The sequence below is a fragment of the Marinobacter sp. 1_MG-2023 genome, assembly GCF_030549045.1.
GTDB lineage: Bacteria > Pseudomonadota > Gammaproteobacteria > Pseudomonadales > Oleiphilaceae > Marinobacter.
In genome coordinates this window covers 126,300-149,292 of record NZ_JAUOST010000007.1, presented here as the reverse complement: position 1 = coordinate 149,292, position 22,993 = coordinate 126,300, and the positions used below count along the sequence as shown (strand labels likewise).

The window sequence follows — 22,993 nt, the reverse complement described above, 5'->3', positions numbered from 1 at the left end:
TAATATGCCGATCGTCAAAACCAAACCAACATCTGCCGGACGCCGTCACGTTGTAAAGCTTTACAACCCGGATTTGCACAAAGGGCGCCCTTACGAACCGTTGGTTGAATCACAAAGTAAGTCGGGTGGTCGTAACAATGCTGGCCGCATTACCACTCGTCACGTTGGTGGTGGTCATAAGCAGCACTACCGAATCATCGACTTCAAGCGGACAAAAGATGGTATTCCTGCGACAATAGAGCGCATTGAATACGATCCTAACCGCTCTGCGCACATCGCGCTGATCAAGTATGCCGATGGCGAGCGTCGTTACATTATCGCTCCCAAAGGTATGCAGATTGGCGAGCCTGTGCGCTCAGGAATCGACGCGCCTATCAAGGTAGGAAGTACATTGCCGCTGCGGAATATCCCGGTTGGTTCTGTGATCCATTGCGTTGAACTCAAGCCTGGAAAAGGTGCACAGCTGGCTCGCTCTGCGGGTGCATCCGTACAGCTGGTTGCTCGGGAAGGCGCTTATGCGACTATCCGCCTCCGTTCAGGTGAAATGCGTAAGGTGCTTGTAGACTGCCGTGCCACGTTGGGAGAAGTTTCCAACAGTGAGCACAGTCTCAAGCGGCTTGGCAAAGCGGGTGCATCACGTTGGCGTGGCAAGCGTCCAACAGTACGTGGTGTTGCTATGAACCCAGTTGACCACCCGCATGGTGGTGGTGAAGGGCGTACCTCTGGCGGACGTCACCCGGTTACTCCGTGGGGTGTTCCGACCAAAGGGCATAAGACTCGTAAGAACAAACGTACTGATAAAATGATAGTACGTCGTCGTTCAGCCAAGTAAACGACTACATAGAGGTAATTGCTGTGCCACGTTCTTTAAAGAAAGGTCCTTTTATAGACCTGCATCTGTTGAAGAAGGTCGAGGCAGCTCTGGAAGCAAACGATAAACGACCGATCAAAACCTGGTCCCGTCGTTCGACGATCTTTCCAGAGTTCGTAGGCCTGACCATCGCAGTCCACAACGGCAGGCAACACGTGCCGGTTTATGTGACCGAAGATATGGTCGGACATAAACTGGGTGAGTTCGCGGCGACGCGTACTTATCGTGGCCATGCGGCCGACAAGAAAGCTAAACGCTGATTGTGAGGGGAATAGAAATGGAAGTAGCAGCCAAGTATAAGGGCGCTCGCCTCTCAGCTCAGAAAGCACGTCTTGTCGCCGACCAGGTCCGCGGCAAGGCTGTTGAGGACGCCCTGAACATTCTGACTTTCAGCCCTAAGAAGGCGGCGGTTATTATCAAGAAAGCTCTTGAGTCTGCCATCGCCAACGCTGAGCATAACGAAGGTCTGGACGTTGACGAACTGCGGGTTTCCACCGTTATGGTGGATGAGGGCCCGACGCTCAAGCGTATCAAGGCTCGAGCCAAGGGGCGCGCTGATAGAATTATGAAGCGCACCTGCCATATCACCGTCAAGGTCGCCGACAAGTAGGAGATGCTCAGATGGGTCATAAAGTAAATCCAACCGGCATGCGACTGGGTGTTATAAAAGAACACAACTCAGTCTGGTATGCCGATAAAAAGGAATACGCCAAGAACCTGTTGAACGATATTCAGGTCCGCGAATTCCTCGACAAGCGTCTGGTTAAGGCGTCTGTTAGCAAGATTGTGATCGAGCGCCCTGCTCAGAACGCCCGTATCACGATTCATACTGCCCGTCCCGGTATCGTTATCGGTAAGAAGGGTGAAGATGTTGATCGTCTGCGTCGTGAAGTCGGCGAGATGATGGGTGTGCCTGTGCACATCAACATCGAAGAAGTCCGCAAGCCGGATCTGGATGCTCGCCTGGTAGCGCAAAACGTTGCCGGTCAGCTGGAGCGTCGTGTGATGTTCCGTCGCGCTATGAAGCGTGCGGTTCAGAATGCCATGCGCCAGGGAGCCAAAGGTATCAAGATTCAGGTTGGTGGTCGTCTCGGGGGTGCTGAGATTGCGCGTTCCGAGTGGTATCGCGAAGGTCGTGTTCCTCTGCACACACTGCGTGCAGATATTGATTACGCAACCTACGAAGCGCATACCACTTACGGCGTAATCGGCGTCAAGGTATGGATCTTCAAAGGTGAGATTCTTGGTGGTATGGAACAAGTCCGTGCTGACAAGAAAGCCTCTGGGAAGAAAGGTTCTAAGTAAAGGGGCAATCTTATGCTGCAACCAAAACGCACCAAATTTCGCAAGGTAATGAAAGGCCGTAACACCGGTCTTGCTCACCGCGCCAACAAGGTGAGCTTCGGTGAATACGGATTGAAAGCGACAAGTCGTGGGCGTATAAATGCGCGCCAGATTGAAGCGGCGCGTCGTACGATGACTCGTAAGATCAAGCGTGGTGGTAAGATCTGGATCCGGGTTTTCCCGGATAAGCCGATCACCGGTAAGCCGCTTGAAGTACGTATGGGTAAAGGTAAGGGTTCTGTTGAGTATTGGGTGGCGGAAATTCAGCCAGGCCGTATGCTCTACGAGATGGAAGGCGTTGCAGAAGATATCGCACGCGAAGCCTTCACACTCGCAGCGGCAAAGCTGCCGGTACAGACCACCTTCGTAACTAGGACGGTGATGTGATGAAAGCAACAGAGCTGCGTGAAAAATCAGCCGCGGAGCTGAATAAGGAGCTGATCGACCTCCTGAAGGAGCAGTTCAACCTGCGCATGCGCAAGGCAACCGGTCAGCTCAATCAGTCTCACCTTCTCGCCGGGGTGAAGCGTGATATTGCTCGCGTGAAAACAGTATTGAACGAAAAGGCAGGACAGTGACATGACCGAAGCTACCCAAACTGCCAGAACTCTTAGCGGTAAGGTCGTGAGCAACAAGATGGAGAAATCCATCGTGGTGTTGGTTGAACGTCAGGTAAAGCATCCTCTGTACGGTAAGTACATGAAGCGTTCAACCAAGATCCACGCTCACGATGAGAGCAACCAGTGCAACATCGGTGACAAAGTTACCATCCAGGAAACCCGTCCGGTCTCGAAGACCAAGAGCTGGGCCCTGGTTGAAGTCATCGAACATGCATCCAAGGTGTAAATCGCCCGGAGAACAACCATGATTCAGACTCAGACAATGCTTGAAGTCGCGGATAACAGCGGTGCGCGTCAGGTGATGTGCATTAAGGTCCTGGGCGGTTCACACCGGCGTTATGCCAGCGTTGGGGATATCATCAAGGTAACCGTTAAGGAAGCCATCCCCCGCGGAAAGGTGAAAAAGGGCCAGGTCCTGAAGGCTGTAGTAGTACGCACCCGCAAGGGTGTTCGCCGTCCCGATGGGTCGCTGATCCGTTTTGACGGCAATGCGGCGGTACTTCTGAACACTCAGGACGCTCCCATTGGTACCCGTATCTTCGGACCGGTTACCCGTGAACTGCGAAATGAGAAGTTCATGAAAATTATCTCACTGGCACCCGAAGTACTTTAAAGGACCAGAGGCCGGTTATGAAAAAGATCAAACGAGATGACGAAGTAATCGTCACCACGGGGAAAGACAAAGGTAAACGTGGTAAAGTCCTGAAAGTGCAGGACGATGGTAAAGTGATTGTTTCTGGCATCAATATGATGAAGAAGCACACTAAACCAAACCCGATGCTGGGCACCCCAGGTGGCATCGTCGAAAAAGAAGCACCTATCCAGGCTTCCAACGTGGCTATTTTTAATCCGCAGACCGGCAAAGCCGATCGTGTTGGCTTCCAGATCAAGGAAGACGGGGCGAAAACGCGGATCTTCAAAGCTACGAAAGAAGCTGTCGATAACCAGTAAGCGGTGGTGGTTACGATGCTTAACATGAAAGAGCAGTACAGCAAGGAAGTGGTACCCGCCCTGCAGAAAGAGTTCGGTTTCAAGAACATTATGCAGGTGCCGCGTATCGAAAAGATTACCCTGAACATGGGTGTTGGCGAGGCGGTCGGTGACAAAAAACTGATTGAGAATGCTGTGGCGGATCTTGAGCGCCTGGCAGGTCAAAAGGTTGTTGTTACTACGGCACGTAAATCCGTTGCGGGCTTTAAAATCCGCGAAGGCTGGCCAATTGGTTGTAAAGTTACCCTGCGCGGTGAGCGTATGTGGGATTTCTTTGATCGCCTGGTTCACATTGCGGTTCCCCGCATCCGTGACTTCCGTGGTCTGAATCCCAAGTCTTTTGACGGACGCGGTAACTACAGCATGGGTGTGCGTGAGCAGATTATCTTCCCGGAAATCGAGTACGACAAAGTCGACAAGATCCGTGGTCTGGATATCACCATTACCACCAGTGCCCGTACCGACGATGAAGGTCGTGAGCTTTTGAAAGCTTTCGGTTTTCCGTTCAAGAAATAAAGGAACGAGTGTAATGGCTAAGGTTTCCATGAAAAACCGTGAGCTCAAGCGCGAGCAAACCGTTGCAAAATTTGCAGCGAAGCGCGCCGAGCTCAAGGCGATTATCAAAAACCCGAATACCAGCGATGATGACCGCTGGGATGCACAGATGAAGCTCCAGCAGCTTCCTCGCGATGCATCTCCTTCGCGTCTTCGTAATCGTTGCCAGGTGACTGGTCGTCCCCATGGCGTTCTACGCAAGTTCGAACTTTCACGGATTAAGCTCCGTGAGTACGGCATGCGTGGTGACGTCCCGGGTCTGACCAAGGCAAGCTGGTAAGATAGGTATCCTGGCTTCGGTCAGGTGCCTGTTGGTAAGCGGTGCGGCAAGCCGCTGCACAACTAAAAAGATCAGGAGCCTCATACCAATGAGTATGCAAGATACGCTTGCGGATATGTTTACTCGTATTCGTAATGCACAGATGGCATCGAAAGCAGACGTTACGATGCCCTCTTCAAAGATGAAGATCTCCGTAGCCCAGGTCCTGAAGGACGAGGGTTATGTCGACGATTTCTCCGTTACAGCCGATGCAAAGCCCGAGCTGACGATCACTCTGAAGTATTTCGGTGGTAAGCCGGTTATTGAGTCGATCAAGCGGGTTAGCCGCCCGAGCCTGCGCCAGTACAAGGGCACAGGGGAGCTGCCGAAAGTATCCGGTGGTCTGGGAGTCGCGATTGTTTCTACGTCCAAGGGCGTAATGACAGATCGTGCTGCACGTGCTGCCGGCGTAGGTGGCGAAGTCATCTGCACCGTATTCTAGGAGAATCACATGTCCAGGGTTGCCAATAATCCTGTCGTGCTGCCTTCCGGTGTTGAGGTTAAGCTAAACGGACAGGAAATTAGTGTAAAGGGCTCCAAAGGAGCACTTGAGTTTTCAATTCACCAGGCGGTTGAGGTAAAGCAGGAAGAAAATCTTCTGCGTTTTGCAGCCCGCGATGGTGCCCAAAAGTCCCGCGCTCTTGCTGGTACAACTCGTGCGCTGGTCAACAATATGGTGACCGGTGTATCCACAGGCTTTGAGCGTAAGCTCCAGCTGATCGGTGTAGGTTATCGGGCCCAGGCGCAAGGTAAGAAGCTTAATTTGACGCTGGGTTTTTCTCACCCGGTAGAGTATGAGCTGCCCGAGGGGATTACCGTTGAAACTCCGTCCAATACGGAAGTAGTCATTCGCGGTATCGACAAGCAACAGGTTGGCCACGTCGCTGCGGAAATCCGCGCGTTCCGTCCGCCCGAGCCCTATAAAGGCAAAGGTGTTCGGTATGCGGATGAGCAGGTAAGACGTAAAGAAGCCAAGAAGAAATAAGGCGGGACTATGAGCGCGAATAACGAAAGATTGCGTCGCGCACGCAAAGTGCGCATGAAGATCCGTGAACTGGGTACGACACGTTTGTGCGTTCATCGCACCCCGCGTCACATGTATGCTCAGGTTACGTCCGCAGATGGCAGCAAAGTTATTGCCACTGCCTCCACGTTGGATAAGGAACTGCGCCAGGGTGCAACCGGTAACGTGGACGCCGCCAAAAAGGTTGGTCAGCTGATTGCTGAGCGTGCCAAGGCGGCAGGTGTTGAGCAGGTCGCTTTTGACCGCTCCGGTTACCGTTATCATGGACGCGTTCAGGCCTTGGCCGACGCTGCCCGTGAAGCTGGCTTGCAATTCTAAGAGGTGGAGAAGATGAGCGTTAATGATCAGAAGGCGCCTGAGCTCCAGGAAAAGCTGGTTCAGGTGAATCGTGTCGCCAAGGTAGTCAAGGGTGGTCGCGTTTTCGCGTTCACCGCACTGAGTGTCGTTGGTGATGGAAAAGGACGCGTTGGCTTCGGTCGTGGCAAGGCACGTGAAGTGCCGGTCGCCATCCAGAAGGCAATGGAAGCTGCACGCAAGAACATGGTAGATGTGCCGCTTGACGGTACTACCCTGCAATACGCAGTTCGGGCCCAGCATGGTGGTTCGAAGGTGTACATGCAGCCAGCTTCAGAAGGTACAGGTATCATCGCCGGTGGCGCGATGCGTGCAGTACTGGAAGTCGCAGGTGTTCAGAACGTACTGTCCAAGTGTTACGGGTCTACCAACCCGGTGAACGTGGTACGTTCCACCATCAAGGGTCTCCAGGCCACTCAGGCGCCTGAAGATATTGCAGCCAAGCGCGGTAAATCCGTCGAAGAGATTCTGGGTTGAAGTCATGGCGAACGCAAAAACGATCAAAGTAACTCTGACCCGCAGCCCAATCGGCTGTCAGCCTAAGCACAAATTGTGTGTGAAAGGCTTGGGTCTTCGTAAAATCGGTCACACCGTTGAGGTGGAAGATACACCTTCTATTCGCGGTATGATCAACCGGGTAGATTACCTGGTTCGGGTTGAGGAGAACTAAGATGCGTCTGAACGAACTTAGTCCGGAACCCGGTTCACGTCCGGCCGCAAGGCGCGTAGGTCGTGGTATCGGAAGTGGTCTCGGAAAAACCGGTGGTCGCGGTCATAAAGGTCTCAAAGCCCGTTCCGGGGGCAGTGTAGCTCCTGGTTTTGAGGGTGGTCAGCAGCCTTTGGCCCGTCGTCTGCCGAAGTTTGGCTTCACATCGCGTCAACAGCGCTATGTTGCCGAGGTTCGCTTGAACGAACTGGCGAAAGTTGAAGGCGATATTGTGGATCTTGCTGCCCTTAAAAAGGCGGACATCATCCGCGACGAAATTCGCGAAGCCAAGGTTATTCTGTCCGGAGAACTTGACCGTGCAGTGACCGTTAAGGGACTTCGGGTAACCAAAGGCGCGCGCGAGGCAATTTCTGCCGCGGGTGGTAAAGTCGAAGACTAAGGCGAGTCGAGGACTAAATGGCCAAGAACGCATCATTGCCTGCGGGCGCGGGAAAAGGACTTGCAGAGCTTAAGTCACGGCTCTGGTTTGTTTTCCTGGCATTGCTGGTGTACCGGATCGGTGCCCACATTCCGGTGCCAGGTATAAATCCCGACCGGCTGGCAGCACTGTTTGAGCAGAATCAGGGAACGATCCTGAGTATGTTCAACATGTTTTCAGGTGGTGCGCTCGAGCGCATGAGTATCTTCGCTCTCGGTATCATGCCGTATATCTCGGCCTCGATTATCATGCAGCTCATGACTGCGGTAAGTCCGCAGCTTGAGCAGCTGAAAAAAGAGGGTGAGGCGGGCCGTCGAAAGATTAGCCAGTATACGCGGTATGGTACGGTTATCCTGGCCCTGGTGCAGGGCTTCGGGATTTCCGTTGGATTGGCATCGCAGGGTGTGACCTTTAACGACAGTTTCAGCTTTCACTTTGTGGCGGTTGTGTCTTTTGTTAGCGGTGCAGTCTTCATGATGTGGCTGGGTGAGCAGATTACTGAGCGGGGTGTCGGGAACGGCATTTCACTCTTGATCTTCGCTGGCATTGTTGCCGGACTTCCCGGTGCAATAGGTCAGACTCTTGAGCAGGCCCGAAACGGCGAAATGAGCTTGCTGGTTGTTCTGGGTATCGGCATTCTTGCGGTCGCAGTGGTTGGCTTTGTGGTTTTCATGGAGCGTGGGCAGCGTCGTCTGACCATCAACTACGCCAAACGGCAGCAGGGGCGCCAGGTATTTGCGCAGCAATCCAGTCATTTGCCGCTGAAAGTAAATATGGCCGGCGTTATTCCGCCCATCTTTGCTTCATCCATTCTGCTTTTCCCGGCGTCGCTGGGGCAGTGGTTTGGTCAGGGCGAAGGCATGGAGTGGCTCAGCGACGTTTCGCAGGCTTTGGCGCCAAGCCAGCCGTTGTACATCATTCTGTTTGCGGCAGCAGTTGTGTTCTTTTGCTTCTTCTATACAGCGTTGATGTATAACCCGAAAGAAGTTGCGGATAATCTCAAGCGCTCTGGCGCGTTTATTCCGGGCATACGTCCGGGCGATCAGACTGCCAAGTATATTGATGGTGTGCTGACACGTCTGACATTGTTCGGTGCAATGTACATTGCAGCAGTCTCCCTGTTCCCTCAGTTTTTGATGGTTGCCGGGAATGTGCCCTTCTATTTGGGAGGCACCTCACTGCTGATTGTTGTAGTCGTCGTGATGGATTTCATGGCCCAGGTACAATCGCACCTGATGTCGCATCAGTATGAATCGCTGATGAAGAAGTCCAATCTCAAGGGCTATGGTCGGAACAGCTAACCCTGTTCCCCTTGAAAACTGGAGTCGACAATGAAAGTACGCGCTTCGGTAAAGAAAATTTGCCGTAACTGCAAAGTAATTCGTCGCAATGGCTCAGTACGAGTCATTTGCCCGGAACCTCGCCATAAACAGCGCCAGGGTTAATTCCTTCGGGAAATAGCCAGGCCTGTAAAAGGTGTCGTGATGATAGCGCTTGACTCGATCACGGGTCAGGCGTTATTATTTCGCGCCCCTTTTTTGTGGCGGACAATTCACACAGCAAAGCTTTGAACGCGGAGTAATTTGGATGGCACGTATAGCCGGTGTCAATATACCCGATCACAAACATGCTGTTGTCTCTCTCACCTATATTTTCGGTGTTGGCAAGACAACAGCCCAGAAGCTTTGCGATGCAACCGGTGTTAAGCCGGACGTCAAGGTCAAAGACCTGTCCGACGAGCAGCTTGAGACACTTCGTACTGAAGTGGGTAAAGCTATCGTTGAAGGCGATCTGCGTCGTGAAGTACAGATGAACATCAAGCGTTTGAAGGATCTCGGATGTCACCGTGGTCTGCGCCACCGTCATGGACTTCCAGTCCGTGGACAGCGCACCAAGACCAACGCACGCACCCGTAAAGGTCCACGCAAACCTATTCGTAAGTAACAGGTAGGCAAACATGGCAAAGCCAGGTACACGTACCCGTAAAAAGGTGAAAAAGACAGTTGTTGATGGCGTCGCGCATATTCACGCGTCCTTCAACAACACTATCGTGACCATTTCAGACCGTCAGGGCAACGTCCTGTCCTGGGCCACTTCCGGTGGTTCCGGTTTCCGTGGGTCACGTAAAAGTACACCTTTTGCTGCGCAGGTAGCAGCTGAAAGAGCCGGTAACGCGGCTGCTGAATACGGCCTTAAAAACCTGGACGTAGAGGTTAAAGGACCCGGGCCCGGACGTGAGTCTGCAGTTCGCGCGTTGAACTCGTGCGGCTACAAGATCACAAACATCACAGATGTGACGCCGATTCCTCATAACGGCTGTCGTCCGCCCAAAAAGCGCCGCGTCTAACACAGGAGACAGTGAAATATGGCTCGTTATATAGGCCCGAAGTGCAAGCTGTCTCGTCGTGAAGGGACAGATCTTTTTCTGAAGAGCGGTGTTCGCGCGCTGGATTCAAAGTGCAACATCGAGACCCCGCCGGGTATGCACGGCGCGCGTCGCAGTCGTCTGTCCGAATATGGCGTACAGCTTCGTGAAAAACAGAAAGTTCGTCGTATTTATGGCGTTCTTGAAAAGCAATTTCGCAACTATTACAAAGAGGCTGCCCGTCTGAAGGGTGCAACTGGTGAAAACCTGCTGCAACTTCTCGAAACGCGCCTCGATAACGTTGTATACCGCATGGGTTTCGGTTCTACCCGTGCAGAGTCCCGTCAGCTCGTGTCCCACAAAGCGATCCTGGTGAATGACAAAGTAGTGAATATCCCTTCCTACAAAGTCAAATCAGGTGATGTTGTGAGTGTACGTGAGAAGGCTAAGAACCAGTTGCGCGTTAAAGGTGCACTGGATTTGTCTTCAAGCCGCGCACCAGTGGGCTGGGTAGAGGTCGACGCCACTAAGATGTCTGGCGTTTACAAGTCAGTGCCTGAGCGTACTGAACTGCCGGCCGACATCAACGAGAACCTCATCGTCGAGCTTTACTCCAAGTAAAGCCCAGTTAGCAACGATAGTAGATAGGGGCGTCTATGCAGCGTTCAGTACAAGAGTTATTGACACCTCGTACCATTGACGTGAAAGAATCTGGTGCCACGCGCGCCAAGGTAACGCTGGAGCCTCTCGAAAGAGGTTTTGGCCACACTTTGGGTAGCGCGTTGCGTCGAATTCTCTTGTCTTCGATGCCGGGCTGCGCCGTTACTGAAGCGCAGATTGACGGTGTTTTGCACGAGTACAGCGCAATCGAGGGTGTCCAGGAAGACGTCATTGAGATTCTTTTGAACCTCAAGGGCGTTGCGGTAAAGATGAACGGTCGGGACGACACTGAGCTTACGCTCAGCAAGAAAGGCCCGGGCGTCGTTACAGCCGGTGATATCAAGCTGGACCACGATGTTGAGATTTCCAACCCTGACCATGTGATTTGTCACTTGAGTGAAAAGGGCGAAGTTAACATGCGTTTGCGTGTGGCACGTGGCCGCGGCTATGAGCCGGCGGATCAGCGTGGTCTCGACGAGGATGAAACCCGTGCAATCGGACGTCTGCAGTTGGACGCAACCTTTAGCCCGGTTCGTCGTGTTGCTTACTCTGTGGAAAGTGCACGGGTAGAGCAGCGTACCGATCTGGACAAGCTGGTTATTGATCTGGAGACTAATGGCACTATCGATCCGGAAGAAGCAATTCGCCGGGCGGCCACGATTCTTCAGCAGCAGCTGGCAGTGTTTGTTGATTTCGATCATGAAAAAGAACCAGAGCGTGTTGAAGAAGAGGAAGAAATTGATCCGATTCTGCTGCGTCCGGTAGATGATCTGGAATTAACAGTGCGTTCAGCTAACTGCTTGAAAGCTGAAAATATTTACTACATCGGCGATCTTATCCAGCGCACAGAAGTTGAGCTGTTGAAGACGCCTAACCTTGGTAAGAAGTCGCTCACCGAGATCAAGGACGTTTTGGCGTCCCGTGGTTTGTCTCTGGGTATGCGTCTTGATAACTGGCCGCCGGCTAGCCTTCGTGGCGACGACCGGGTTCTGGGCGGTTGATTGCCGATTAGTTTAAGGTAAGGAATCAGAGCAATGCGTCATCGTAAGAGTGGTCGTAAGTTCAGCAGGACCAGTGCGCATCGCAAGGCCATGTTTCGTAACATGACTGCGTCACTGGTTGGTCATGAGCTGATTAAAACAACGCTGCCGAAAGCCAAAGAGCTTCGTCGGGTAGCCGAGCCTTTGATCACGCTCGCCAAGAAAGATTCGGTTGCGAATCGTCGTCTGGCGTTTTCTCGCCTGCGCGACGACGCAGCGGTAGCCAAGCTGTTTAATGAGCTTGGTCCCCGTTACAACGAGCGTCCGGGTGGTTACCTTCGTATTCTGAAGTGTGGCTTCCGTGCTGGCGACAATGCCCCTATGGCATTTGTTGAGCTGGTAGGTCGTCCGTTGGACATCGAAGCAGAAGACGTGGACGAAGGCGACGAGTAATTTCGTTCTTTGGTCTGCAGAAAAAACCGGGTCCCGTAAGGTTCCCGGTTTTTTTGTGTCCTGGATTTGAGTTGGTTCTCTGTAGCCTGCCTGAGTGTGGGTTTAGCCAGAGGTGGGGACGCTTTCAAAACTGAAAAACAACTCGCTTTGCTCAGACATTTTTTCAGTTTTGAAAGCGTCCCCACCCCCGGCCTTTGTGCTCCGGAATATATCCGATCTATCTATTCAGCAGTGGCTTCAAATAACGGCCTGTATGGGACGCTGGACTCTCTGCAACTTCTTCCGGAGTGCCTTCCGCAATGATCTGACCACCCCCAGAACCACCTTCGGGGCCCAGGTCGATTACCCAGTCCGCCGTTTTGATTACGTCCAGGTTGTGTTCGATGACCACAATGGTGTTGCCGTGGTCTCGCAAGCGCTGCAAAACGTTCAACAGTTGCTGAATGTCGTAGAAGTGGAGTCCTGTCGTGGGTTCGTCGAGTATATACAGCGTTTTGCCGGTATCCCGCTTGGAGAGCTCTTTGGCTAGTTTGACTCGTTGAGCTTCACCACCGGACAGGGTCACGGCGCTTTGCCCAAGGCGAATGTAGGATAGCCCCACATCAATCAGGGTTTGCAGCTTTCTGGCCAGGAACGGCACGGCATCGAAAAACTCCCGGCCTTCTTCCACCGTCATGCTCAGGACTTCGTTGATGTTCTTCCCTTTGTAGCGTACTTCCAGTGTCTCACGGTTATAACGCTTGGCTTTGCATACATCACAGGGAACGTAAACGTCGGGCAGAAAATGCATTTCTACCTTGATCATTCCGTCGCCCTGGCAAGCCTCACAGCGCCCACCTTTGACGTTGAAGGAGAAGCGCCCCGGTTTGTAGCCTCTCGATCTTGCTTCCTGAGTGCCTGCAAACAGTTCCCGAATCGGGGTGAACAGCCCGGTATAGGTGGCCGGGTTCGAGCGGGGTGTTCTCCCGATCGGGCTCTGGTCTATATCGATCACTTTGTCCAGGTGATCAAGGCCTTTCAGCGAGCCATAGGGTGCGTGGCTCAGGCTGGTGGCTTTATTTAGCTTGGCGGCTGCGACAGGATATAGAGTGCTGTTAATGAGAGTGGACTTGCCTGAGCCTGATACTCCCGTTACACAGGTCATGATGCCCAGGGGCAATGTGAGTGTCACATTCTGCAGGTTGTTGCCGGTTGCTCCGGTCAGCGTCAGAGTTTGTCCGTTTCCCTTGTTTCTTACTTCGGGAATGGCGATTTCTTTTGTCCCGCTCAAATACTGGCCGGTCAATGAATCCGGATTCTCCAGGATTTGGGCAGGGGTTCCCTGAGCTATGATTTGCCCGCCATGAACGCCAGCGCCAGGGCCGATATCAATTACGTGATCTGCCGCGAGGATGGCGTCCTCGTCGTGTTCGACCACGATGACAGTATTACCCAGGTCACGAAGGTGGGTTAGGGTACTCAATAACCTGTCATTATCTCGTTGATGAAGCCCAATGGAGGGTTCATCAAGAATGTACATAACTCCTACCAGGCCTGCCCCTATTTGGCTGGCGAGCCTGATTCTCTGTGCCTCACCGCCAGACAGTGTGTCGGCACTGCGCTCGAGAGTCAGGTATTCGAGGCCGACATTTACCAGAAACTGGAGCCTCTGGCGCACTTCCTTTGTGATCTTTTCGGCGATCTCGCCTCTGCGCCCAGGCAGTGTGAGTGTCTCAAAGTAGGCATAAGCTTCACCGATCGGAAGATGGGTAAGGTCCGGCAGGTTGTGATTGTCGATGAAAACGTGCCGTGCGCTGCGGCGAAGGCGGGTACCCTTGCATCCCTTACAGGCCTGAGTGCTGAGATTACGCGAAAGTTCTTCTCGCACGCTTTGCGAGTCCGTTTCCCGATAGCGACGTTCAAGATTTGGGATGATCCCTTCAAAAGAATGGGATTTTTCCATGATGTGACCACGGGAGTTCACGTAGCGAAATGGAATCTCTTCTGATCCCGATCCGAAAAGGAGAGTGGTCTGAAATTCTTCCGGGAGCTCCTCCCAGGGCGTCTCCAGATCGATGCCATAGTGTTCGGCGACACTGCTCAGTATCTGGAAATAGTATACTGCCCGGCGATCCCAGCCTTTAATGGCACCAGCGGCAAGAGTTGCTTCAGGATGCTGGACGATTTTATCCGCATCAAAAAACTGTTTTACCCCCAGTCCGTCGCAAGTAGGACATGCCCCTGCCGGGTTGTTAAATGAAAACAACTTTGGCTCGAGTTCGCTTAAAGCATAGCCGCACTGAGTGCAGGCGTATTTTGCGGAAAAAGTGCGTTCTTCTATGTCGCTGCTGCTATCGCCGTCCATCGGAGCCACAAGGGCGATACCGTCAGCGAGACCCAGGGCGGTTTCAAAACTCTCGGCAAGACGCTGTTCCAAGCCTGGCTTAACTTTGAAGCGGTCAACCACCACGTCAATCTGGTGCTTGCGCTTCTTGTCCAGCGTTGGTACATCGTCGATATCGTAAACTGTGCCATCCACTCGAAGTCGAATAAAGCCCTGGCTACGCATGGTCTCCACGACTTGAAGGTGTTCACCTTTACGGTCACGGATAACCGGAGCAAGGATCATCAGCTTGCTGTCTTCGGGCATAGCAAGCACCTGATCAACCATCTGGCTGACAGTTTGCGCTACCAGTGGTTGGCCATGATCCGGGCATCGAGGCTCACCAGCCCGGGCGAACAACAGGCGCAGGTAATCATAGATTTCGGTGATGGTGCCAACTGTGGAGCGGGGGTTGTGCGATGTGGATTTCTGCTCGATAGATATGGCAGGGGAGAGGCCTTCGATGTGGTCTACATCGGGCTTTTCCATCATGGAGAGGAACTGGCGCGCATAGGTGGATAGAGATTCCACATAGCGTCTCTGACCTTCGGCATAAAGTGTATCAAAGGCCAGGGATGATTTGCCTGATCCGGATAAGCCGGTAATGACAATCAGCTTGTCCCTTGGGATATCCAGGTCGATGTTCTTCAGGTTGTGGGTCCGTGCCCCTTTGATCTGGATATGATCCATAACACCTCGCTTGGAGAAAAAACGGAAATTATACCGCGTTACACCCGCCGCGGCGAAAATGTAGATAAAGTCGTACCTGTCCCCCGGCGGAGAACCTTCTGATACAATGCGCCGCCGGCGACAGATATGTTCTTTCGCCAGGCCACGCATTCAACCCCGGGAGAGGAGCCGATTGCCATGAATACGCTGGAAAAACGCTCCGTATTTGCGCTGGCGTCGGTATACGCCATACGCATGCTCGGGTTGTTCATGATCATGCCAGTGTTCATGTTGCTGGGTGACAGCCTTGAAGGTGCGACTCCGGCGTTGCTCGGCTTCGCCATTGGCGCCTATGGCCTGAGCCAGGCATTGCTCCAGATTCCCTTTGGCTTTCTGTCAGATCGTGTTGGCCGCAAACGAATGATCTATATCGGCCTGGTTCTGTTTGCTGCAGGCAGCATACTGGCAGGCTCTGCGGATTCAATATACGTTGTTATCGCAGGCCGGATTCTTCAGGGGGCGGGCGCTATTGCCAGTGTGCTCATGGCGTTGCTCAGTGACCTTACCCGGGAAGAAGAGCGAACCAAGGCCATGGCGACGGTAGGTATCTCTATCGGGCTTTCCTTTTCTGTCTCGCTGGTACTGGGACCTCTGGTGGGTTCGGTATGGGGGCTGTCTGGGATTTTCTATGCCACGGGCGTATTGGCAATGATTGCCCTGTTCATCGTCAGCCGCGTGGTGCCTACTCCGCATCAGCATAAAGTCAGTGCCGACACTCATCCTGCGAAAGCCATGCTCGGAAAGGTTTTGTCTGACAAGCGATTGTTACGACTGGATTTCGGTATTTTCGTGCTGCATCTCGTTCTTACTTCGTTGTTTCTGGTGTTTCCATCAGTTCTTCAGAACCAGCTCGGATTGGCCAGTGGCTCCCATTGGTGGTTTTACCTGAGTGTGATGGTTACTTCATTTTTTGCCATGGTGCCCTTCATCATTATTGGCGAGAAAAAGCGCATGATGAAGCCTGTGCTCGGCGGCGCAATCGCCTTACTTGCAATGGCGACGGCGGGACTTTCGGGTGTATCCGACAGCCTCGCTTTCGCGTGGGTGGTGATGTTTTTCTTTTTCATGGCGTTCAATCTGCTGGAAGCCAGCCTGCCTTCCCTGATCAGTAAAGAGGCGCCAGCGGCCAGCAAAGGAACGGCTATGGGCGTGTACTCCACCTCCCAGTTTATGGGAGCCTTCCTGGGCGGAGCTTTTGGCGGTTACTTGCTGCAGCAGGTAGGTATAGACGGTGTTGTCTGGTTTATGGTCGCCGCCCTCGGATTGTGGTTGCTGGTCGCTCTGACTATGCCGGCGCCGGGCCACACATCAGGTTTCGTGGTACAGTTGCGGGATATGGTCGGCAATCAGTACGATGATGTTGATGGCAGTCTGCGCCGCTTGCCGGGTGTGCAGGATGTGGTCATTATTGAAAACGCGTCTACCGCCTACTTAAAGGTGGATCGACAGCACTTTGATGAGGCGTTACTTGCGGACTTCCCGTTTGTCCGACAGGGTAGCAGTTCTTGAAATCCGGAGGCTCGCAAGGAATGCGAGTGTCGCTGAAAACAGAATCAGGAGCAGAACATGGCAAGAGGTGTTAACAAAGTTATTCTTATCGGAAATCTAGGGCAGGATCCAGATACCCGTTATACCCCGAACGGCAATGCCGTGGTGAACCTGAATCTTGCTACTGACGAGAGTTACAAAGATCGCCAGACCGGCCAGATGGTTCCAAAAACCGAATGGCATCGAATTGTCATGTTTGGAAAGATTGCCGAGATCGCAGGCCAGTACCTGCGTAAAGGCTCCAAAGTCTATATTGAGGGCAAGCTTCAGACGCGTAAATGGCAGAACAAAGAAGGCCAGGATGTTTACACCACAGAGGTGGTTGTCGATATAAATGGTCAGATGCAGATGCTGGACAGCCGCGGCGGTGAAGGTGGTATGGGCCAAGGCGCTCCTGCCGGGCGTCCACAGCAGCAATCTGCGCCTGCTGCACCCGCCCAGAATAACCCGCAGCCTCAACAGTCAGGTGGTTACAATCAGAGTCCTGGCCAGCCAGCTCAGGGTGGCAGTATGCCTGAGCCAGTTGACGATTTTGATGATGATATTCCGTTCTAGGATATACCTGCGACATAAAGTCTTTAAAAATGGCTGCCTTACTTGGCAGCCATTTTTTTGAGTCGGTGATTCAGCTATTCATTGCCCTGCTCAGGCCGGTCACACGCAGCGGTTTCATAGCTTGAGCTCTGTCCGAACCTCAGACCATAATCGCCGATAAGAAGCCGCTGGTTCGGATCGTGGGCTCAGTAATTCCAGGGGAAGCCCTTCCTCGCCCATTCTTTCTACTGCACTGGAATACGGGATTCTTGTCTTTGATGGTTTATCAAATAGCGACGAGTTTTGTTCTACGAGTTCCCTATGAAGTTTTTTGCGCCTATCTACCAGCGTGAAGAAGGGGCGAAGCTTTTTGACGCCCAGCTTTTTGTCGCGGACAAAATCATGAAACTGTTTCCAGCTGTTTAGTGACAGCCAGGTAGGGACCAGGGGCACGTAGACCAGATCGGCGACCTTCAAGACTTGTTCCGTCAACCTGGACTGGCCAGGTGGGCAATCCAATATAACAAGGCTTGTCTCCTCCGCCAGAGGAGCGAGCATGTCTTTTAGAGGCTGGCTGCGTTCATCTTCTTCAAGCCGGATATCGAGGTGCCTGAAGCTCTTATGAGCAGGGATGAAATCCAGGTTTGGGTAAACGCCTTCCTCTATGAAATCTGCGATTGGGGTACGACCTTCAAGCAGTTTCGTTATTTTCTTTCCTTCGCCTGGAGCTCCTCTTGACAGGTAGAAGCTAGCAGAGCCCTGAGAATCCAAGTCCCAGAGCAGGGTTGATAGCCCGCTGAGACTTGCCAGATAAGCAATGTTTACGGCAGAGGCAGTTTTTCCCACGCCTCCTTTTGGACTGTAAAACGCAACGGTCCTCATGTTCTTGGCGTCCTTTCTAGTCAGACTTCATGTCTTGTGCTCAAACCAACTTATACTCTATCAGGGTACCGAAAACATATTTCAATTTGGAGCTCACTCTTCCTCCGTGCTTTCCATGCCCAGTTCATTAATTTTACGTGTAAGAGTATTGCGCCCCCAGCCAAGAAGAATTGAGGCATCCCGACGGCGGCCTCCGGTGTGTTTCAGGGCGGTCTCGATCATGATTCTTTCAAACTCTGGCAGAGCCGATCCGAGTATTGCCCTTTCTCCTCTCTTTAATTCTTGTTCAGCCCAGTTTTTAAGCCCCTCCTGCCATGTTATTCCCGTAGTGGGGGCTTCGCTCTGGTGTAATAGCTCCGGCGGCAGGTCATTAATGTGTATCTCTCGTCCGCTGGCCATCACCGTGAGCCATCGACACGTGTTTTCAAGCTGACGCACGTTGCCGGGCCAGGGCAGGGTTGTGAGGTAGTTTTCGGCTTCCGGACGAAGAATCTTGGGCTCTACGGATAGTTCCCTGGCGGCTCGTTGCAAAAAGTGCTGCATTAATCGGGGGATGTCCTCACTGCGTTCGGACAGCTTCGGCAGATGCACGCGAATAACATTCAAACGATGAAAAAGGTCTTCCCGGAAGGAGCCAGATTGCACGAGCTTTTCCAGATTCTGGTGCGTGGCTGCGATGATGCGGACGTCTACCTTAATGGGGGTTGTGCCGCCAACGCGGTAGAACTCTCCATCCGCCAGTACCCTGAGTAGTCGGGTCTGGGTGTCGCCTGGCATATCACCGATTTCATCAAGAAACAGGGTGCCTCCATTCGCTTGTTCAAACCGTCCTTGACGGACCGCCGAAGCACCGGTGAATGCGCCTTTTTCATGGCCGAAGAGTTCTGATTCTATAAGGTCCCGAGGGATGGCAGCCATGTTGAGGGCTATGAAAGGATGTCGCGCTCTGGGGCTATGGTTGTGTAGCGCCTGGGCGACAAGCTCCTTTCCTGTGCCGCTTTCACCGTTGATAAGCACGGTGATATTCGAGTGGGAAAGCCTGCCGATAGCGCGAAAAACTTCCTGCATGGCGGGCGCCTCACCGATGATTTCGGTGCTGCGCTGCATGGTTTCTGCTTGTGGCTGAGAGGCTGCCCGTTTTTCCTGGCTATGAGCGACGGCTCGCTTCGCAAGGCCTACTGCGTCGTCTACATCGAACGGTTTTGGAAGGTACTCGAATGCCCCCGTCTGATAACTTGTAACGGCGCTTTCCAGATCTGAATGCGCGGTCATTATGATGACAGGTACGTCTGGGTGTGCTTCCACAATATGTGATAGCAAGGTGATGCCATCGACCCCTGGCATGCGAATATCACTGATTATGGCATCTGGTTGTTCGTGCTCCAGTCGCCTCATGATATTTTCACCGCTTTCGAAAGCGGTGGGCTGCATGCCAGCCTGGCTAAGGGCGCGTTCCAGCACCCAGCGTATGCTGCGATCGTCGTCGACGATCCAGATGTTTGCGGGTTGTTGGCTCATGGTGTGCCCTCCAGGGGTAAGAAGATGATGAAATCTGTCCGACCCGGCTCGCTCTCACACTCAACCAGCCCGTGATGTTGGCTGATGATGCTCTGGGTAATGGATAGCCCGAGCCCTGTGCCATTGGCGCGGCCGCTGATCATGGGGTAGAAAATATTCTGTCGGAGTTCCGGGGGGATTCCCGGGCCGTTGTCGATGATGTCTATCCGGCACACAAGCCGATGCCGCCTTGGGCCGATGGTGACCTTGCGCAGTGCACGGGTGCGGAAAGTAATCGTGGGTGCTTTCTGGCTTTCTGAATGGATGGCCTCGCTTTCAAAGGCCGCCTCCATCGCATTTCGAGCAATGTTGAGAAAAGCCTGAATGAGCTGCTCTTTATCGCCTAAAAACTCTGGCAGACTCGGGTCGTAGTCGCGCTGCAGGCGTACCCTGCCTTTGGACTCGGCTTCCAGCAGGGTGCGCACCCGTTCAAGGATTTCATGAATATTGACGAGTGCCGGCTTCATTGCCTTGTTGGGGCCCAGCATGCGATCAACAAGGCTGCGTAGCCGATCGGCTTCTTCAATGATGACTCGTGTGTATTCGCGTTGATCTGCACTGGATAGTTCACGATCGAGTAACTGGGCGGCGCCGCGAATGCCCCCGAGAGGATTCTTTATCTCATGGGCCATGCCGCGCACCAGGATTCGTGTGGTTTCCTGCTGGGATATCAGGTCTTCTTCTCTGCTTATCCGCAGCAGGCGGTCCCTAGGTTGCACCTCCAGAAGCAAAACCGCAGGGTCCTGGTCAAGGAGTGAAACCGAGTAGTCCACAACTCTCTGAGAGCCGCCGGCAAGAAGGAACTCTGTTTCCCTGCGAGTGTAAGACTGGCCTGACTCTGCTGCAGTGCGAAGGGTATTAAAGGTGCTTTCCGCATCCAGAAGGATATCGCTGAGATGAAGCCCGGAACTGCGGGTCAGGCTGGTCTCAAAGAGACTTTCGGCAGCGGGGTTCAGGTAGCGGATTATAAGATCGCTCTCCAGTACCAGAACTGCGGTCGTAAGATGCTCCAGCATGTTCTTGTACATGTTTGCGTTGGCGAATGTGTTTGCCATACGTGCTTCCTGTTGGTGTTAAGCCGGAAGAGCGGGGTTTGGTGTTTGCTGTAACAGGAATCAGCAAAAATTGAACCAATTTCAGAGTGCGGCCGTGTTGTTTGGCCAAACAAAGGAGAAGCTGGCCGGCGGCGCGTCATTTCAGGGCGGGATTGCTATGAAAAGGGTCGGGCAGCCCGAAGCATTGCTCCGTTGCTGCCTGAAGTTTCGCACAACCATGAATCGGTTGCACTATAATGGTGCGGCTATCGAGAGTTAATTCTGAACAGAAGGGCGGTGAACGGTGAATCGAATCGAACTGCCAGTTTTAATCTGAACGCCATTGCTGTCCACAATGTGGATACCTGCCTCGTGCGTTCCCCGAAAAACATTGCTGACGGTAACCGTGCCGGAAGAGCTCTGGCCAACTGGCTGGCCATCCAGCGTTACCTCATATTTGTGCCCGGCTTCAAGTCCTGGCGTGCTGCGCATTTCGAACCGCACGTCTCCACTGCCGGAGTGGAATGCCTGTTCGTCTTCAGGATAAGAAAACGAGACGCTCTCATAGATCGAGCCTTCACGTTCCACTTCTTCCCGGAGTTTGTCGGTTTCCCGGACATTTTGGGGCTTGGGGAGCGTAATCGTAGTAACCGGCTTAACCTTTACCGCCTCTGCGCCTTTCGAGGGCTCGTCAGAGAAGGTTACATTGCCCTGGGCATCTACATTACGGTAGACCTCTGCAGCCGCGGGGCCCGCGACCAGGAGCGATAGCCCTGCGATGATTCCAAGCTTGCGGTTCATAATCACAACCTATGTAATGTTTGCATTGATTATCAATGGCGGGGCGGGCCTTTTCAATGCAGTAGAGGGAGATGTTGGTTACATATCGTTAAGGGCTGCGGCAGTGTGCGGAAGATCACAAATGCGGCCCGAAAAAAAGCCCCGCTCTTTGAGAGCGAGGCTTTTGGGCTGCTATTCACCGCAAAGGCGGTTCAAGCAAAAACTGCTGGTGCAGCTTTAGCAAGAATAGTACAGCTCGAACTCAACCGGGTGGGTGGTCATGTTGATGCGTTCAACTTCGCCACGCTTCAGGTCGATATACCCTGCAATCATGTCTTCGGTAAATACGCCGCCCTGGGTCAGAAATTCGTGATCTTCTTCCAGGCAGTCCAGCGCTTCTTTCAGGGTTTCGGCAACCTTTGGAATGCTGAGAGCTTCCTCTTTGGGCAGGTCGTAAAGATCCTTGTCCATGGCATCGCCCGGGTGAATCTTGTTCTGGATGCCGTCAATGCCGGCCATCATCATGGCTGCGAATGCCAGGTACGGGTTAGCTGCTGCATCCGGGAAGCGTACTTCCACGCGACGGGCTTTCGGGCTGGTGACATATGGGATGCGGATAGATGCAGAACGGTTGCGTGCAGAGTAAGCCAGCATGACCGGCGCTTCGAACCCGGGAACCAGGCGCTTATAGCTGTTAGTGGCCGGGTTGGTGAAAGCATTGATGGCTTTGGCGTGCTTGATGATACCGCCAACGTAGAATAGAGCCATTTCACTCAGGCCAGCATAGCTGTCACCTGCAAACAGGTTCTTGCCATCTTTGTTCAGGCTCATGTGTACGTGCATGCCGGAGCCGTTGTCACCGACTACGGGCTTGGGCATAAAGGTGGCGGTCTTGCCGTAGGCATGAGCCACGTTGTGCACGCAGTACTTCAGAATCTGAACTTCGTCTGCTTTTTTGGTCAGTGTATTGGGTCCAACACCGATTTCACACTGGCCCGCAGTGCCTACTTCGTGGTGGTGTACTTCAATATCCAGACCCATGGATTCCATGGCCGCGCACATAGCTCCACGCAGATCATGCAGGCTATCTACCGGTGGTACCGGGAAGTAGCCGCCTTTCACGCCAGGGCGGTGGCCTGTGTTATTGCGGTCGAAATCGTCGCCGGAAACCCACGCTGCTTCTTCGGAGTAGAGCTCATACATGGAGCCCTGCATATCGGTTTTCCACTTGGCGGAATCGAAAACGAAGAACTCGGGCTCGGGGCCAAACAAAGCGCCATCTGCGATACCTGTGGACTTCAAGTACTCTTCGGCACGGCGGGCAACGGAGCGGGGATCACGCTCGTAGCCTTGCATGGTAGAAGGCTCAACAATGTTACAGGTAATGTTGACGGTGCTTTCTTCGGTGAACGGATCAAGAACTGAACTGCTGTCATCCGGCATCAGGATCATGTCGGATTCGTTAATGCCTTTCCAGCCAGAGATGGAAGAACCGTCAAACATCTTGCCTTCGGCAAAGAAGTCTTCATCGATATCTGTTGCAGGGATGGTGACATGCTGCTCTTTACCCCGGCTGTCGGTGAAGCGCATATCAACCCATTTGACTTCGTGTTCTTTAATCAAATCAACTGTCTTGGACATTGTGACTGCTCCATAAGTAACCCCGCACCGCGGGTGTATTCGTGATCATACTCCGGATTGCTCTTTTAGAGTTGAGTTCCGGTCTTTTGTTCAGGTTTGCGCAGCTTAGCAAAAGCTGTTGGTTGTTACCTTCACATTTCGGCTTTACAGATAATCGAAAAACCTGATGAGGGGATCAAAGCAATGTGCTTGCCAGTTTTGATTGTTTTCCGGTGTCGGTGGTCATCTGGGTCCTATAACAGGTGG

General features: G+C 53.0%; 32 protein-coding genes. 26 read left to right on the top strand and 6 right to left on the bottom strand.

The features are described from left to right. Positions 1-4: 4 nt before the first annotated feature. From rplB to rplQ, 24 genes are all read left to right on the top strand, one after another. Positions 5-832 (top strand): 50S ribosomal protein L2, encoded by an 828-nt coding sequence (rplB, locus tag Q4606_RS16050; RefSeq protein WP_144780222.1) that lies wholly within the window; start codon positions 5-7, stop codon positions 830-832. Between the two features lie 23 nt (positions 833-855). After that, positions 856-1,131 (top strand): 30S ribosomal protein S19, encoded by a 276-nt coding sequence (gene rpsS, locus Q4606_RS16045; RefSeq protein WP_100689245.1) that lies wholly within the window; start codon positions 856-858, stop codon positions 1,129-1,131. Between the two features lie 17 nt (positions 1,132-1,148). Beyond that, on the top strand, positions 1,149-1,481 hold the full coding sequence (rplV, locus tag Q4606_RS16040; protein ID WP_096784144.1) for a 50S ribosomal protein L22: 333 nt from the start codon (positions 1,149-1,151) through the stop codon (positions 1,479-1,481). Between the two features lie 11 nt (positions 1,482-1,492). Then, on the top strand, positions 1,493-2,176 hold the full coding sequence (gene rpsC, locus Q4606_RS16035) for a 30S ribosomal protein S3 (RefSeq protein ID WP_303597433.1): 684 nt from the start codon (positions 1,493-1,495) through the stop codon (positions 2,174-2,176). Positions 2,177-2,188: 12 nt separating this feature from the next. Beyond that, on the top strand, positions 2,189-2,602 hold the full coding sequence (gene rplP / locus Q4606_RS16030) for a 50S ribosomal protein L16 (protein ID WP_303597434.1): 414 nt from the start codon (positions 2,189-2,191) through the stop codon (positions 2,600-2,602). Further along, positions 2,602-2,793, top strand: coding sequence for a 50S ribosomal protein L29 (gene rpmC / locus Q4606_RS16025; RefSeq protein ID WP_298453395.1), 192 nt, complete (start codon positions 2,602-2,604; stop codon positions 2,791-2,793). Before rplP ends, rpmC begins: the two co-directional genes overlap by 1 nt. Position 2,794: 1 nt before the next feature. Continuing rightward, the gene (gene rpsQ, locus Q4606_RS16020; RefSeq protein ID WP_303597435.1) at positions 2,795-3,061 is read left to right on the top strand and encodes a 30S ribosomal protein S17; all 267 of its coding nucleotides are present in this window, start codon (positions 2,795-2,797) and stop codon (positions 3,059-3,061) included. Between the two features lie 18 nt (positions 3,062-3,079). Beyond that, a complete protein-coding gene (rplN, locus tag Q4606_RS16015) occupies positions 3,080-3,448 on the top strand; it encodes a 50S ribosomal protein L14 (RefSeq protein ID WP_114335795.1) in 369 nt (122 codons plus the stop codon). A gap of 17 nt (positions 3,449-3,465) precedes the next feature. Further along, positions 3,466-3,786 carry a 50S ribosomal protein L24 gene (rplX, locus tag Q4606_RS16010; protein ID WP_144780220.1) on the top strand — a complete coding sequence of 107 codons (321 nt, stop codon included), beginning with the start codon at positions 3,466-3,468 and terminating at the stop codon, positions 3,784-3,786. Positions 3,787-3,801: 15 nt separating this feature from the next. After that, positions 3,802-4,341, top strand: coding sequence for a 50S ribosomal protein L5 (gene rplE, locus Q4606_RS16005; protein WP_303597436.1), 540 nt, complete (start codon positions 3,802-3,804; stop codon positions 4,339-4,341). 13 nt (positions 4,342-4,354) lie between these two features. Then, on the top strand, positions 4,355-4,660 hold the full coding sequence (gene rpsN / locus Q4606_RS16000; RefSeq protein WP_041341451.1) for a 30S ribosomal protein S14: 306 nt from the start codon (positions 4,355-4,357) through the stop codon (positions 4,658-4,660). Positions 4,661-4,748: 88 nt separating this feature from the next. Continuing rightward, positions 4,749-5,141, top strand: a complete 393-nt coding sequence (gene rpsH, locus Q4606_RS15995) for a 30S ribosomal protein S8 (RefSeq protein ID WP_303597437.1) — start codon at positions 4,749-4,751, stop codon at positions 5,139-5,141. 9 nt (positions 5,142-5,150) lie between these two features. Then, positions 5,151-5,684, top strand: a complete 534-nt coding sequence (gene rplF, locus Q4606_RS15990) for a 50S ribosomal protein L6 (protein ID WP_303597438.1) — start codon at positions 5,151-5,153, stop codon at positions 5,682-5,684. A 9-nt stretch (positions 5,685-5,693) separates the two neighbouring features. Then, positions 5,694-6,041, top strand: a complete 348-nt coding sequence (gene rplR / locus Q4606_RS15985) for a 50S ribosomal protein L18 (protein ID WP_303597439.1) — start codon at positions 5,694-5,696, stop codon at positions 6,039-6,041. 12 nt (positions 6,042-6,053) lie between these two features. Continuing rightward, on the top strand, positions 6,054-6,554 hold the full coding sequence (gene rpsE / locus Q4606_RS15980) for a 30S ribosomal protein S5 (protein WP_071267330.1): 501 nt from the start codon (positions 6,054-6,056) through the stop codon (positions 6,552-6,554). Between the two features lie 4 nt (positions 6,555-6,558). Next, the gene (rpmD, locus tag Q4606_RS15975; RefSeq protein WP_012139786.1) at positions 6,559-6,747 is read left to right on the top strand and encodes a 50S ribosomal protein L30; all 189 of its coding nucleotides are present in this window, start codon (positions 6,559-6,561) and stop codon (positions 6,745-6,747) included. 1 nt (position 6,748) lies between these two features. Further along, positions 6,749-7,183 carry a 50S ribosomal protein L15 gene (gene rplO / locus Q4606_RS15970; protein ID WP_144780212.1) on the top strand — a complete coding sequence of 145 codons (435 nt, stop codon included), beginning with the start codon at positions 6,749-6,751 and terminating at the stop codon, positions 7,181-7,183. A gap of 17 nt (positions 7,184-7,200) precedes the next feature. After that, entirely contained in the window at positions 7,201-8,523 is a 1,323-nt protein-coding gene (secY, locus tag Q4606_RS15965) for a preprotein translocase subunit SecY (RefSeq protein WP_303597440.1), read from the top strand. 30 nt (positions 8,524-8,553) lie between these two features. Then, positions 8,554-8,667: a 50S ribosomal protein L36 gene (rpmJ, locus tag Q4606_RS15960; protein ID WP_072799745.1), complete on the top strand. Its 114-nt coding sequence runs from the start codon at positions 8,554-8,556 to the stop codon at positions 8,665-8,667. Between the two features lie 142 nt (positions 8,668-8,809). Continuing rightward, a complete protein-coding gene (gene rpsM, locus Q4606_RS15955) occupies positions 8,810-9,166 on the top strand; it encodes a 30S ribosomal protein S13 (RefSeq protein ID WP_144780210.1) in 357 nt (118 codons plus the stop codon). Between the two features lie 13 nt (positions 9,167-9,179). Then, complete coding sequence (rpsK, locus tag Q4606_RS15950; protein ID WP_044387623.1) at positions 9,180-9,569, top strand: 30S ribosomal protein S11; 390 nt, start codon at positions 9,180-9,182, stop codon at positions 9,567-9,569. Positions 9,570-9,587: 18 nt separating this feature from the next. Beyond that, positions 9,588-10,208 (top strand): 30S ribosomal protein S4, encoded by a 621-nt coding sequence (rpsD, locus tag Q4606_RS15945; protein ID WP_303597441.1) that lies wholly within the window; start codon positions 9,588-9,590, stop codon positions 10,206-10,208. 35 nt (positions 10,209-10,243) lie between these two features. After that, positions 10,244-11,248, top strand: a complete 1,005-nt coding sequence (gene rpoA, locus Q4606_RS15940; RefSeq protein WP_096784130.1) for a DNA-directed RNA polymerase subunit alpha — start codon at positions 10,244-10,246, stop codon at positions 11,246-11,248. Positions 11,249-11,281: 33 nt separating this feature from the next. Beyond that, positions 11,282-11,680 (top strand): 50S ribosomal protein L17, encoded by a 399-nt coding sequence (gene rplQ / locus Q4606_RS15935; RefSeq protein ID WP_303608133.1) that lies wholly within the window; start codon positions 11,282-11,284, stop codon positions 11,678-11,680. Positions 11,681-11,897: 217 nt separating this feature from the next. On the opposite strand, the gene uvrA is transcribed toward rplQ, so the two are convergent. Then, positions 11,898-14,732 carry an excinuclease ABC subunit UvrA gene (gene uvrA, locus Q4606_RS15930; protein WP_303608132.1) on the bottom strand — a complete coding sequence of 945 codons (2,835 nt, stop codon included), beginning with the start codon at positions 14,730-14,732 and terminating at the stop codon, positions 11,898-11,900. A gap of 177 nt (positions 14,733-14,909) precedes the next feature. On the opposite strand from uvrA, the gene Q4606_RS15925 reads away from it, so the two are divergent. Beyond that, complete coding sequence (locus Q4606_RS15925) at positions 14,910-16,280, top strand: MFS transporter (RefSeq protein ID WP_303597552.1); 1,371 nt, start codon at positions 14,910-14,912, stop codon at positions 16,278-16,280. A gap of 57 nt (positions 16,281-16,337) precedes the next feature. Then, positions 16,338-16,874, top strand: coding sequence for a single-stranded DNA-binding protein (ssb, locus tag Q4606_RS15920; protein WP_303608131.1), 537 nt, complete (start codon positions 16,338-16,340; stop codon positions 16,872-16,874). Positions 16,875-16,988: 114 nt separating this feature from the next. Here ssb and Q4606_RS15915 read toward each other — a convergent pair whose 3' ends face one another. From Q4606_RS15915 to glnA, 5 genes are all read right to left on the bottom strand, one after another. Further along, positions 16,989-17,735: a ParA family protein gene (locus tag Q4606_RS15915; protein WP_303597445.1), complete on the bottom strand. Its 747-nt coding sequence runs from the start codon at positions 17,733-17,735 to the stop codon at positions 16,989-16,991. A 93-nt stretch (positions 17,736-17,828) separates the two neighbouring features. Then, the gene (gene glnG, locus Q4606_RS15910) at positions 17,829-19,253 is read right to left on the bottom strand and encodes a nitrogen regulation protein NR(I) (protein ID WP_303608130.1); all 1,425 of its coding nucleotides are present in this window, start codon (positions 19,251-19,253) and stop codon (positions 17,829-17,831) included. Next, positions 19,250-20,347 (bottom strand): nitrogen regulation protein NR(II), encoded by a 1,098-nt coding sequence (gene glnL, locus Q4606_RS15905; RefSeq protein ID WP_303597447.1) that lies wholly within the window; start codon positions 20,345-20,347, stop codon positions 19,250-19,252. The genes glnG and glnL overlap by 4 nt, the downstream gene beginning before the upstream one ends. A gap of 255 nt (positions 20,348-20,602) precedes the next feature. After that, entirely contained in the window at positions 20,603-21,127 is a 525-nt protein-coding gene (locus tag Q4606_RS15900) for a DUF4124 domain-containing protein (protein ID WP_303597448.1), read from the bottom strand. A 216-nt stretch (positions 21,128-21,343) separates the two neighbouring features. Then, the gene (glnA, locus tag Q4606_RS15895; protein ID WP_303597449.1) at positions 21,344-22,747 is read right to left on the bottom strand and encodes a glutamate--ammonia ligase; all 1,404 of its coding nucleotides are present in this window, start codon (positions 22,745-22,747) and stop codon (positions 21,344-21,346) included. Between the last annotated feature and the right edge of the window lie 246 nt (positions 22,748-22,993).